The sequence below is a fragment of the Parabacteroides sp. KHUB-03 genome, assembly GCF_056640975.1.
The window spans coordinates 617,749-630,000 of sequence record NZ_CM153257.1; the positions used below are offsets into that span (position 1 = coordinate 617,749).

Consider the following 12,252-nt stretch of genomic DNA (forward strand, 5'->3'; position numbering starts at 1 on the left):
ACCGATAAATATGTATGTTTGTAAGGCGTTTGTATATTGCGTCATTGATGCTTTGTTTATTAACATTATTGAAATGTAATTTATTATGGAAACTTTGTTGCCTTTTGCTTTATTGTGCTTTACTTCCTTTTTTACATTGACGAATCCATTGGGTACTATGCCTGTTTTTCTGACAATGACGCATGGCATGAATAATCAGGAACGCCAGGACATTGTGAGAAGGGCAACTATCGTTTCTTTTATTACTTTGCTGGTATTTACTTTTTCCGGCCAGTTTCTTTTTAAGTTCTTCGGTATCTCTACAAATGGTTTTCGTATAGCCGGAGGGTTTATTATTTTTAAAATCGGCTATGATATGCTGCAGGCACGTTATTCCAATGCCAAGTTGAAGGAAGAGGAAGTCAGGACGTATGCAAATGATATTTCCATTACTCCTTTGGCTATTCCGATGCTTTGTGGCCCGGGAGCTATAGCAAACGGAATTATGCTGATGGATGATGCCAATACATATATGTTGAAGGGTATATTAATAGGCGTTATAGCTCTGGTGTATTTTATAACTTTTCTTATTCTTAGAGCTTCTACCCGTTTAGTGAAGATGATAGGGGAAACAGGCAATAACGTGATGATGCGTCTTATGGGACTTATACTGATGGTTATTGCAGTAGAATGTTTCGTTAGCGGCATTCGTCCTATCCTTGTAGATATAATGAAAGAGTCGTTTGCCTAAAAGTGCTTTTTTAACGCTGATATAACTTTAAGTCACTATAGGCCTTTTTACCTTTTAGGTAGAATTGCACGATCAGGCTTTTACGCATCAGTTCCGGAATTTCCTTCAATGTCGTTTTAGCCAGGTTCTCATTGCGAACAGGCAAGTAGGATGCTTTTAACTGATAAAATTCTTTTCGTGCTTTGTACACTGCATGTGCATTTTTCGGATGTCCGCTTAACAGGAACTTGGTTGCTGCAATGTAATCTAACCAGAAACGGATACGCATAACGTGTCTTAATTTATTTTCCGGCAGATTTTTATATAACATCAGTAAGTTGTTACGGAAATTGAGAAATGTTTTTCTGGGACTTTCCACACTGAGAGTAGCTCCTCCTACATGGTATACAACAGATTGGGGATTACATACAAGACGATAGCCACGGCAACGGAGTCTCCAGCACATATCGACCTCTTCTTGATGAGCAAAGAATTTTGCATCCAATCCGCCTTCTTCTTTGTATATGCTGGTTCTTATAAATAAGCATGCTCCGGTAGCCCAAAGTATATCGGCCGGTGTATCATATTGCCCGGAATCCTTTTCTACCAAGTGTAGCATGCGTCCTCTGCAAAATGGATAACCGTATATATCTAGATAGCCTCCGGCAGCACCGGCATATTCAAAATATTCTTTATTAAGTTGAGCTCTGATCTTTGGCTGTACACAAGCTATATTATTGTCGGAATCGAGGGTGGAAACAGGTGCATCCAGCCAATTGGGGGTTACTTCTACATCACTGTTCAGTAGCACGGCATATTCGCTGTCAATATATCTGAGAGCCTGGTTGTAACCTTCTGCAAATCCGTAATTTGTAGTAAAAGGGATAACTCTGACTGATGGAAACCGGTCTGCCAGCATTTCTAACGAATTATCGGTGGATCCGTTGTCGGCAACTACTATTTCTGCTATTTCCGGTGGAGTATGGGTGATAACGGATGGCAGGAATTTTTCCATTAACTTTGCTCCATTCCAATTCAGTATTACGACAGAAACTTTTTTAACGTGCGAATTATTTTTCATTGTTCTGTTGCTTGTTTGCCATTCTCGTTTATTTGTTGCTCTGTATGTCGTTTGTATTTCCAACGTTTATGTGTCCATAACCAATAAGCCGGATTTCTTAAGATTGATTTTTCCATTAGGCGGGCATATTCTTCGGTAATCCAGAATTCGGGAGTCTTTTTGGGTATTTTTGTCAGAAGTGTGAAGTTTACTGTGTAGTAGCCTCGTTTTACCTGTTCCACATCTAAGAACACAACAGGAAGATTCAATTTTTGCGCAATTCGTTCGGGACCGGTTAGCATAGGAGTATCCTGGTTCAGGAAGTTTGTCCAATAATGAAGATTTGCTTCGCTAGGAGTTTGGTCTGCAATGAAAATGACCAGACTGCGGGTCATATCTTGTTTCAATTTAATAATGTCGCGTACGGCATCTCTTTTTTTTATGCCGAAAGAACCGAAACGCGTACGTAATTTAATAAATAACCGGTCTACCGCAACATTATTCAACGGGCGGTATATTTGATAAAGAGATACACTGTCGAAGCGGGAGGTTGATCCTGAAAACCATTCCCAGTTTCCGTAATGTCCCATAAGCATAATGACACATGTGAATCCTTCTTTCATTAACTGGTCGATTAGTTCCGGATTTTTAATATATGCGCGACGTTGTAATTCTTCCAGAGGAATATCTGCAAGTTTGATAGTTTCCACGATGTAATCTGCGAAGTGGTGGTAGAATTTCTTTTCCAGTTGAAGGAGTTCTTCTTCAGATTTTTCAGGAAAAGAGGCTTTCATGTTTCCTCGTACGATTTTGAGCCTGTATTTTATAACTTTGTAAATAAGTAAATACAGGATGTCTGATAATAGATAAAGCAAGCACATCGGAAAAATGGCCAATAGCTTTACCAGTATGTATATAATAGTGTATAGTAGTTTAGTTAACATAACTATTTGTTGTTTGTTGCTTATATTAACCGACAAGTCAGAGCTGTCTTTTCTTTATTCCAATTGCCCAGTATGACTTGGTTTGTTTTGTTTACTAGAGATATGTTGTATGGTATCTCTATTTTAATGTAGTTTTCTGTAAATCCGTACATCATACCTCCTTTTCGGGTATGTTCGAATAAAACATTAGCTTCTTTTCCTATATGTTTTTCATAAAAGGAGTGGAGTTTGTTTTCTGATATATCCAGAAGCTTTTGGCTACGCGCATGCTTGGTTTTCGGATCTACTACATAGTCTATTTTGAGAGCTTGTGTACCTGGTCGTTCCGAGTAGCTGAATACATGCAACTGAGATATATCCAGATTTTCTATGAACATACGGGCTTCTTCAAAATACTCGTCAGTTTCTCCTCTGGTTCCAACAATTACGTCTACACCAATGAATGCATGCGGCATAATTTCTTTTATCTTTTCTATTTTATGACGGAAAAGCGCTGTGTCGTATCGCCGCCGCATTAACTGTAAAACATTATCGCTGCCACTTTGCAAAGGTATATGAAAATGTGGGGCGAAACGTTTACTGGAAGCTACAAATTCGATAGCCTCGTCTGTGATCAGATTAGGCTCGATTGAAGAAATCCGGTATCTGGCAATACCATCTATATCATCTAAAGCCTTAATTAGGTCGATAAATGTTTCTCCTGTACTTTTTCCGAAATCTCCGATATTTACACCGGTAAGTACAATTTCCTTTCCTCCTTTTTGCGCAACCTCTTTAGCTTGTGCAACCATGCTTTCAATAGTTCCGTTACGGCTTCGTCCCCGTGCAAACGGTATTGTGCAGTAAGAACAATAGTAGTCGCATCCGTCCTGAACTTTCAGAAAATGACGGGTACGGTCATCTGCGGAGCAAGATGGAGAAAATACTCGTATGTCTTTGGATTGGGAAGCGATAATGGCTCCTTCTTCTTTCTTCTTCAGGTTATCTAAATACTGGAGGATGTCCAGTTTTTGTTCTGCACCTAGAACAAGGTCTACTCCTTCAATATGTGCTACCTCTTCCGGCTTTAGCTGGGCATAACATCCTGTTACGACAATGAAAGCTCCGGGATGTTGTTTACTGATCTTACGGATAGCCTGACGGCATTTTTTATCTGCCAATTCGGTTACGGAGCAAGTATTAACAACACAAATGTCAGCTTTCTCTCCTGAGCGTACTTTTCGTACTCCTTGTTCAGCCAGCATTTTGCCGATCGTAGAGGTTTCTGCAAAATTAAGTTTACATCCTAAAGTGTAATAAGCTGCTATTTTATTTTCGAAAACACTTTTGTCTATCATCCTTGTGGAATTATTCGGCAAATATAATGAAAATATTAGGAAAACAGGCGCTTTGCATGCTATCGTTCTATCGGGATGATGACCGGTTTTTGTCATTTTCTTGTGTTTCATAGTCTATCAGATATTTTCTTTTTCATTTGTGTATTTCTTTGATTGTCTTTATTTTTGCGCAAAATTCACGAGTGTGTGCTATGATAAAAAAAAATTTCATCAAGATTTACGAAGAGAGTTTTAGAGAGAACTGGGCGTTGCCGGCATTAACCGATTATGGTAAAGGAACTAGTTTTACGTTTGGTGATGTGGCTACGGAAATAGCTAAAATACATCTTCTGTTTGAAAATTGCCAGGTACGCCGTGGTGATAAAATTGCTTTGATAGGTAAAGATAGTGCACGCTGGTGTATAGTCTATATGGCAGCTGTTACGTATGGAGCTATTATTGTTCCTATTTTGCAGGACTTCAATCCGAATGACGTACATCATATAATAAATCATTCCGAATCAATATTTCTGTTTGTAAGTGACCGTATTTGGGATACATTGGAAGAGGAAAAAATAGAAGAGATTCGGGGGGTATTTTCATTATCAGATTTCCGTTGTTTGCATCAGCGTGACGGGGAATCTATTCAGAAGTTACTGAAATGTATAGATGAAAAAATGGCTGAAAAATATCCGGAAGGTTTTAAAAAGGAAGATATTAAATATGCCGAACTGGATAATGATAAGGTAGTGTTGCTGAATTATACTTCCGGTACAACCGGCTTTAGCAAGGGGGTCATGCTAACAGGAAACAATCTGGCCGGAAATGTAACTTATGCTAAAACGTTGGATTTATTGTTCCGCGGCGATCGCGAATTATGTTTTCTTCCACTGGCACACGCTTATAGTTGTGCCTTTAACTTTTTGGTACCGATGGCGGTAGGTGCGCATGTTTATCTATTAGGAAAAGTTCCCTCACCTAAAATTTTACTGAAGGCTTTCGAAGAGGTAAAGCCGAACTTAATTTTGACAGTCCCGCTCATATTGGAAAAGATTTATAAAAAGATGATTCTTCCGCAATTGAGTAAAACAACAATGAAGGTTGCTTTGAGTATTCCTTTGTTGGATGGAAGGATTTATGCTCAGATTCGTAAACATTTGGTGGATGCCATGGGAGGACGTTTCCGGGAAGTTATTGTTGGTGGGGCAGCCATGAACCAGGAAGTAACGGAATTTTTATATAAAATCAAATTTCCGTTTACGATTGGCTATGGGATGACCGAATGCGCTCCGCTTATCAGCTATGATCATAATAACGAGTATGTGCCGGGTTCATGTGGGCAGGTACTGAAGGGAATTATGGAAGTGCGTATTGACTCAGATGATCCCTATAATAAGGTAGGAGAGATACAGGTGCGTGGTGAAAATGTGATGAAAGGATATTATAAAAACGAGGAGGCAACAGATCAGATATTTACCGAAGACGGTTGGTTGAAAACCGGAGACTTGGGAACAATCGACCATGATAACCGTATATATATACGTGGGCGTTGCAAAACGATGATTCTAGGTTCCAGTGGTCAGAATATATATCCGGAAGAGATAGAGTCTAAATTGAATAACCTTCCGTTTGTAATGGAAAGTATTGTGATCGAGAAAAACGGAAAATTGGTGGGCTTGGTTTATCCTGATTATGATACGGTTGACAGTACTGGTATTTCACATGAAGACCTGCCTGTTATTATGGAACAAAACAGGATAGAGTTAAACAAGCTGCTAGCCCCTTATGAAGCGGTATCCGAGCTACAACTTTATCCTATGGAATTTGAAAAAACTCCGAAGAAAAGTATTAAAAGATATCTGTATAGTAACTATTAATAAATTAGCTAATATTGATTGTCAATAGTTTATAAGTGTGGCTTAAAATATTTTGAAAAAAAGTGACTTATGTTGTACAACATATATGATTAATACATACATTTGCATCGTTTTACAACAAAGAGATATTATAGACCGTTTAAATTAAAGACAAAATGAAAAAGTTAGTTGCATTTGCTGCTGTTATTGCAGCTGTATCATTCACATCTTGTGGTAACAAATCTGCAGAAACTACAGAAGAAACTGTGGCAGAAACTGAAACAGTTGAAGCTGCTCCTGTTGTAGAAGAATCAGTTGTAGCTGAAGAAGTTGCTCCTGCAGATTCTACTGCTGCTGTTGAAGCTGCTCCTGCTGAATAATTTCAGTATCAGTTTAAGAAAGGACAGTCTGTATGTTTTGCATACAGACTTTTTTTGTTTATATACCTATCGGAATAAAGAATATGAAAAAAGAATTACTACTTCCGGCTATGATCTTATTAGGCCAACAATTGTTTTCCCAGACACTCATAGATACAACGTTGTTTATACAAAACATTGACGTACAAGGCAAACGTTTTGCCGGTATTAGTGGTGGAGAAATAAAAAAGTTGCAGGTTGAGGATAATTTGACTAGCATGACGGGCACTACTGCTGAAGCATTTCGACAAATACCCTCATTAATAACGGATATGGAAGGAGGAGTAACCTTTCGTGGGGCGGATAAACCGGGAATGTTAATAGATGGTATACCTTATGGAATGTTGGAAGAATATAGCGGTGATGTCTTAATTCAATTACCGGCTCTGTTTTTTAACAAGATATCGCTGGGTCAGTTTCCTCTTGTAAATTTGGTACCTGATGGTGATGCGGGAGTCCTGAATTTGTCATCTGCCATGTTTGGAAAGAACGATTCTCCTTTGATTGTGACATTGGGCGCAGGTTGGAATGAAAGATATAATGCCGGAGCCATATTAAATCTCCATCCGGCCAAATTTCATATAACGGCGAAATATAATTACCGCAAGGAGTATCGCGAACGTACATTTAGTAAATCTACAGCAACTTTAAAGAATCGTACGGAAATGAATAACAATGCAGTTGCACGTCCGGATGTTCATTTAGCTGATTTAAAAGTTGGTTATGATCTTTCATCCAAAGACCAAATCACTATTCACGGTTTATATTATTTAATGGATTATAGCCGTTACGGACGTATTAATAATCGCGTATTCAATCCACAGGGAGAGCAATTGAAATATGTAATACGTAATCGTTATAATGATCAAAAACAGGAAGCTTATGCTGTCGAGGCTTACTGGAACCATCGCTTTTCTAATAACAGTAATCTTTATACTGTATTCAATTATAATAACTTTATATATAATGAAGATAATGATTTCAAGAATGAAAACCCCGAAAGCGGGAAAATAGTAGCCGAAGATAATCAGTTTTTTAACCGGAAGAAGCATAACTATTACTGGAGTGCCGGATATAGCCTTCCGTTTTCTGAAAACTGGATATTCAACGTTGGATATATAGGCCGGTCTAAAGTGGAAAATTATGATACGGATGCAAATAATAAAATCAATGGTAATTGGGTTTCAAACGATCAGAAAATATATAATTACCGGTTTCACCGTTCCTTAAATCTGCTATATGCCTCTCTGGAGAGAAAGTGGAATGATTTTGAAGCTGAGGTTGGATTGCATGTCGAAGTAAATAAACAAACTATGGAACAGTTTAGCCCGTTTTGGGTAAATTCCTCAAATTCTGTGAATGTAGGTCTGAAAACGGACAATACTTATTTTCATTTATATCCGCGCGCTCGTTTTTCTTATCAGATGGGAAAGAACAATCAATTGATTTTTAGTTATCAGCAACGTGTGATTCGTCCTGATGGATCGGATTTAAGTTCATTCCTGGATAATAGTGATGTGACACATATATCACAAGGAAATCCTGATTTGAAGGATGAGTTTATTCATACACTGGAGCTGGGTTATCAGTTGACTGTGTTAAATTTTCGTCTGTCACCGGCTCTTTATTATCGAAACAGGACGAACCGTATAATGGAGGTTGCCTCTCAGGTAAACGACGAGACTATCTGGATGAAAGATAATGCCGGTAACAGCCAGACTGTTGGGTTTGATATTTCGATGAATTGGAGCCCGTTTAAAAATGTATCTGTAGGCCTGTCCGGTGATGTTTATCGCGATGAAATAGATGGCCGGATGATAGGGTATGACAATGTAAAGAAGTCTCTTACTTGTTGGGATATAAAAGGGAATGTAAATGTAAATATTACGCGGAATACGGAATTTCAGGTTGATGGCTTTTTTATATCAGACCAGCTTACTCCGCAAGGTAAAATTAAAAGCCATTATAGTGTAAATGCAGGGTTGTCGCATTATTTTATACATCGTAAATTACGTGCAAACTTAAGTATCAACAATATTTTTGATACGTTGGAAGAGATTATGGTTATTGATACAGAAAATCTGCAGATGACGCAAAAGCGTAACCGCGATGCCCGGGTTGCATGGCTTACCTTGACTTATAATTTATAGATTTACTGATAGTTTATGCTATTCATCCTGTTTTCGTTTGCCTATAAACAGGATGAAGCGCATAGACCGGTCGTATGTGAGTTCTCCTATAGAGGTTATAATCAGATTTTTTCCGCAATAACACTATTTACTTCAGCCAGGCGGAAATAGAAATTTTTTCTGTTATAAAAGATTTTCCGGAAAGGAAAAGAGATCGAGTTGTATTCTAATCCGGATGACGCTACCTGATATAATAGAGGAGGAAATTGGTGATAGTTGTTTTTATCGATAAGTACAATCTGGAAATTCGTATTTTTTAATTTATTTGCTAGTTGCAATCCGCCAAATCCTCCGCCAATAATTACAATACGTTTTTTATCTGTTTGAGGGATGTTGAAACTCATATTCTGGATATTTTATTTATAAAACAATAACCGGGGAAAATAAGTTTCTTTTTTCTGTTTTAATTTCCGGGCTTATCTCCTGTCCGGGAATGTTTAAGTTATATCTTTGCGACGAAAAAATGAATTATTATGGGAGAGGTCAGAGGAATGTGGTTCTATCATTTGATAGCTATTGTTACGGTAATTGTTTGGGGAACCACTTTCGTTTCTACTAAAATATTGCTTTCTTATGGATTATCACCAATGGAAATATTGTTATATCGTTTTGCATTGGCCTATGTGGCTATGTGGTTTGTTGCTCCGCGTAAAATTTTGGCAAGAAACTATAAGGATGAATTGTTATTTGTGATGGCTGGATTGTGTGGCGGTTCTTTATATTTCGTATCAGAAAATACGGCATTGGGGATTACGTTGGCCTCGAATGTTTCATTAATATTATGTACAGCTCCCATTCTTACGGCATTTCTTACTTTTCTTTTTACGAAAGGAGAGAAGCTGGATCGTAAATTGATATGGGGATCACTGATCGCCTTTGTGGGGGTAGCCTTGGTGGTCTTTAATGGAAGTTTTATTCTTAAAATCAATCCTGTAGGAGATGTTCTGACCTTGATTGCTGCACTGATGTGGGCTTTCTATGGCTTGATCCTGAAGAGAATGGGAGCCCGGTATCCTGTGTTGTTTATTACGCGTAAAGTTTTCTTTTATGGAATTATTACCCTGTTTCCGATGTTTTTGTTTAGACCTATTCAGACGGATTGGCACGTTTTAGTGAAACCTGTGGTTGGTTTGAATTTGTTGTTTTTAGGCTTGGTAGCATCTATGCTTTGTTATATTATGTGGAATACGGCAGTCAAGCAATTAGGAGTAGTCCGTACGACGAATTATATTTATATAGTACCTTTGGTTACATTGATAACATCTGCTATTGTGATAGACGAGATAATTACGATAGTCGGTTTATTTGGATCTGTATTTATTTTAAGTGGAGTTTATGTCGCAGAAAGAGGATTGAAATGCTTTCGGCTGTTACGGAGTTAATGCAATAAGCTGTTTATTCCAATCATCCCGATGAAATAATAAAATCATCCCGATCTTTTTTTTAAATCATCGGGATGATTAATTTTCTGATTTTTGAATGTATTAAGCTTATTTGGTATCTTTAAGATGCCTGATCTGGCTTTGGCGGTATTGGAGGTATGCTATATTTGTTCCTTGAATATTACTGGCTGGGTTTTTCGTACATTATATATATAAATAAATCGTTAAGATTTAGTGATAACGAATCTGATAATTTTTTTTCAATATGTAACTTGCGGATGTTATGCAAATTAGGTTGTGCGCCTTGTTTTGTTTAAAAAAATAGTTGGAATAAAGTTTGGAATATATGTTTAAGAGCATTACTTTTGCATCCGCATTCGAGAGAGAATGATTGGTGAATAGATATTGAACAATATTTTTATCAAAAAAGTTCCATAAACATTTGGAGCTAATAAATAAAAAGTTTTATCTTTGCATCCACGTTCGCTAAAAAAGCGGGTGTATAACGAGTTCTTTGAAAGATTTACATACAACAAGTAGTACAAGTATTATACAGACATTAGATGTTTGTTTTATAGAATAATAATACCGTCAATTACTTAATAGATTTAGAGATTCTGAGCAAAAGGTATAAGAAACAAATTAACAACGAAGAGTTTGATCCTGGCTCAGGATGAACGCTAGCGACAGGCTTAACACATGCAAGTCGAGGGGTAGCAGGGGGTAGCAATATCCCGCTGACGACCGGCGCACGGGTGAGTAACGCGTATGCAACTTACCTATCAGAGAGGGATAACCCGGCGAAAGTCGGACTAATACCACATGAAACAGGGATCCCGCATGGGAATATTTGTTAAAGATTTATTGCTGATAGATAGGCATGCGTTCCATTAGATAGTTGGTGGGGTAACGGCCCACCAAGTCTGCGATGGATAGGGGTTCTGAGAGGAAGGTCCCCCACATTGGTACTGAGACACGGACCAAACTCCTACGGGAGGCAGCAGTGAGGAATATTGGTCAATGGGCGAGAGCCTGAACCAGCCAAGTCGCGTGAAGGATGAAGGTTCTATGGATTGTAAACTTCTTTTAGAGGGGAATAAAGTGCGGGACGTGTCCTGTTTTGTATGTACCCTCTGAATAAGCATCGGCTAACTCCGTGCCAGCAGCCGCGGTAATACGGAGGATGCGAGCGTTATCCGGATTTATTGGGTTTAAAGGGTGCGTAGGTGGATGTTTAAGTCAGCGGTGAAAGTTTGTGGCTCAACCATAAAATTGCCGTTGAAACTGGATATCTTGAGTATGTTTGAGGTAGGCGGAATGCGTGGTGTAGCGGTGAAATGCATAGATATCACGCAGAACTCCGATTGCGAAGGCAGCTTACTAAACCAACACTGACACTGAAGCACGAAAGCGTGGGTATCAAACAGGATTAGATACCCTGGTAGTCCACGCAGTAAACGATGATTACTAGGAGTTTGCGATATATTGTAAGCTCTACAGCGAAAGCGTTAAGTAATCCACCTGGGGAGTACGCCGGCAACGGTGAAACTCAAAGGAATTGACGGGGGCCCGCACAAGCGGAGGAACATGTGGTTTAATTCGATGATACGCGAGGAACCTTACCCGGGTTTGAACGTAAGAAGACCGGAGTGGAAACACTCTTTCTAGCAATAGCTTTTTACGAGGTGCTGCATGGTTGTCGTCAGCTCGTGCCGTGAGGTGTCGGCTTAAGTGCCATAACGAGCGCAACCCTTATCACTAGTTACTAACAGGTCAAGCTGAGGACTCTAGTGAGACTGCCAGCGTAAGCTGTGAGGAAGGTGGGGATGACGTCAAATCAGCACGGCCCTTACATCCGGGGCGACACACGTGTTACAATGGCATGGACAAAGGGCAGCTACACAGCGATGTGATGCTAATCCCCAAACCATGTCTCAGTTCGGATCGGAGTCTGCAACTCGACTCCGTGAAGCTGGATTCGCTAGTAATCGCGCATCAGCCATGGCGCGGTGAATACGTTCCCGGGCCTTGTACACACCGCCCGTCAAGCCATGGGAGCCGGGGGTACCTGAAGTCCGTAACCGTTGAGGATCGGCCTAGGGTAAAACTGGTGACTGGGGCTAAGTCGTAACAAGGTAGCCGTACCGGAAGGTGCGGCTGGAACACCTCCTTTCTGGAGCAAAGGGTCTCAAAAATAGAGTAAAGGAATCGGTATAATATTCTTTACTTGTACTACGGTTGCTATGTATTAAGAAATATGATCTTACTCAAAAAAGGAGAAATTATGGATAAGATTCCATGTTTGTCCTTAGGTAGGGAAAGAGAGAAAAATGATGCTGAGAGTAATCGAGGCAAAGTTGACAGTCCTATAGCTCAG

The 12,252-nt window shown here is 39.2% G+C and carries 8 protein-coding genes, 1 tRNA gene, 1 rRNA gene and 1 pseudogene (1 of these 11 only partly in view); 7 read left to right on the forward strand and 4 right to left on the reverse strand.

The genetic code is table 11. From position 1 onward, the window contains the following. Window positions 1–85: 85 nt before the first annotated feature. Window positions 86–730 carry a MarC family protein gene (locus tag ACYIB7_RS02575; RefSeq protein WP_099463530.1) on the forward strand — a complete coding sequence of 215 codons (645 nt, stop codon included), beginning with the start codon at window positions 86–88 and terminating at the stop codon, window positions 728–730. A gap of 10 nt (window positions 731–740) precedes the next feature. On the opposite strand, the gene ACYIB7_RS02580 is transcribed toward ACYIB7_RS02575, so the two are convergent. From ACYIB7_RS02580 to mtaB, 3 genes are read right to left on the reverse strand one after another with little or no spacing between them, the layout of a single operon-like run. Beyond that, on the reverse strand, window positions 741–1,790 hold the full coding sequence (locus ACYIB7_RS02580) for a glycosyltransferase family 2 protein (protein ID WP_480338002.1): 1,050 nt from the start codon (window positions 1,788–1,790) through the stop codon (window positions 741–743). Next, complete coding sequence (locus ACYIB7_RS02585; protein WP_103983849.1) at window positions 1,787–2,713, reverse strand: lysophospholipid acyltransferase family protein; 927 nt, start codon at window positions 2,711–2,713, stop codon at window positions 1,787–1,789. The genes ACYIB7_RS02580 and ACYIB7_RS02585 overlap by 4 nt, the downstream gene beginning before the upstream one ends. 20 nt (window positions 2,714–2,733) lie before the next feature. Beyond that, window positions 2,734–4,050 carry a tRNA (N(6)-L-threonylcarbamoyladenosine(37)-C(2))-methylthiotransferase MtaB gene (mtaB, locus tag ACYIB7_RS02590; RefSeq protein ID WP_480338004.1) on the reverse strand — a complete coding sequence of 439 codons (1,317 nt, stop codon included), beginning with the start codon at window positions 4,048–4,050 and terminating at the stop codon, window positions 2,734–2,736. A gap of 191 nt (window positions 4,051–4,241) precedes the next feature. Here mtaB and ACYIB7_RS02595 point away from each other — a divergent pair, with 191 nt between their 5' ends. The 3 genes from ACYIB7_RS02595 (at window position 4,242) to ACYIB7_RS02605 (ending at window position 8,454) form a co-directional block, all read left to right on the forward strand. Next, window positions 4,242–5,906, forward strand: coding sequence for an AMP-binding protein (locus ACYIB7_RS02595; RefSeq protein ID WP_103983848.1), 1,665 nt, complete (start codon window positions 4,242–4,244; stop codon window positions 5,904–5,906). 155 nt (window positions 5,907–6,061) lie between these two features. Beyond that, window positions 6,062–6,265: a hypothetical protein gene (locus ACYIB7_RS02600; protein WP_103983847.1), complete on the forward strand. Its 204-nt coding sequence runs from the start codon at window positions 6,062–6,064 to the stop codon at window positions 6,263–6,265. Window positions 6,266–6,348: 83 nt separating this feature from the next. Beyond that, entirely contained in the window at window positions 6,349–8,454 is a 2,106-nt protein-coding gene (locus ACYIB7_RS02605) for a TonB-dependent receptor domain-containing protein (RefSeq protein ID WP_480338006.1), read from the forward strand. Between the two features lie 69 nt (window positions 8,455–8,523). On the opposite strand, the pseudogene ACYIB7_RS02610 reads toward ACYIB7_RS02605, so the two are convergent. Beyond that, window positions 8,524–8,837 (reverse strand): annotated as a pseudogene (locus ACYIB7_RS02610) (FAD-dependent oxidoreductase); the annotation flags it as partial. Between the two features lie 129 nt (window positions 8,838–8,966). On the opposite strand from ACYIB7_RS02610, the gene ACYIB7_RS02615 reads away from it, so the two are divergent. The 3 genes from ACYIB7_RS02615 to ACYIB7_RS02625 form a co-directional block, all read left to right on the forward strand. Further along, window positions 8,967–9,875 (forward strand): DMT family transporter, encoded by a 909-nt coding sequence (locus ACYIB7_RS02615; protein ID WP_103983846.1) that lies wholly within the window; start codon window positions 8,967–8,969, stop codon window positions 9,873–9,875. Between the two features lie 645 nt (window positions 9,876–10,520). Then, window positions 10,521–12,048: ribosomal RNA gene (locus tag ACYIB7_RS02620) — 16S ribosomal RNA — on the forward strand. 189 nt (window positions 12,049–12,237) lie between these two features. Beyond that, a tRNA-Ile gene (locus ACYIB7_RS02625) sits at window positions 12,238–12,252 on the forward strand (it continues 59 nt past the right edge of the window).

Coding starts and splice junctions, on each gene's coding strand:
- ACYIB7_RS02575 (WP_099463530.1), top strand. CDS start 86: ATGGAAACTTTGTTGCCTTTTGCTTTATTGTGCTTTACTTCCTTTTTT.
- ACYIB7_RS02580 (WP_480338002.1), bottom strand. CDS start 1,790: ATGAAAAATAATTCGCACGTTAAAAAAGTTTCTGTCGTAATACTGAAT.
- ACYIB7_RS02585 (WP_103983849.1), bottom strand. CDS start 2,713: ATGTTAACTAAACTACTATACACTATTATATACATACTGGTAAAGCTA.
- mtaB (WP_480338004.1), bottom strand. CDS start 4,050: ATGATAGACAAAAGTGTTTTCGAAAATAAAATAGCAGCTTATTACACT.
- ACYIB7_RS02595 (WP_103983848.1), top strand. CDS start 4,242: ATGATAAAAAAAAATTTCATCAAGATTTACGAAGAGAGTTTTAGAGAG.
- ACYIB7_RS02600 (WP_103983847.1), top strand. CDS start 6,062: ATGAAAAAGTTAGTTGCATTTGCTGCTGTTATTGCAGCTGTATCATTC.
- ACYIB7_RS02605 (WP_480338006.1), top strand. CDS start 6,349: ATGAAAAAAGAATTACTACTTCCGGCTATGATCTTATTAGGCCAACAA.
- ACYIB7_RS02615 (WP_103983846.1), top strand. CDS start 8,967: ATGGGAGAGGTCAGAGGAATGTGGTTCTATCATTTGATAGCTATTGTT.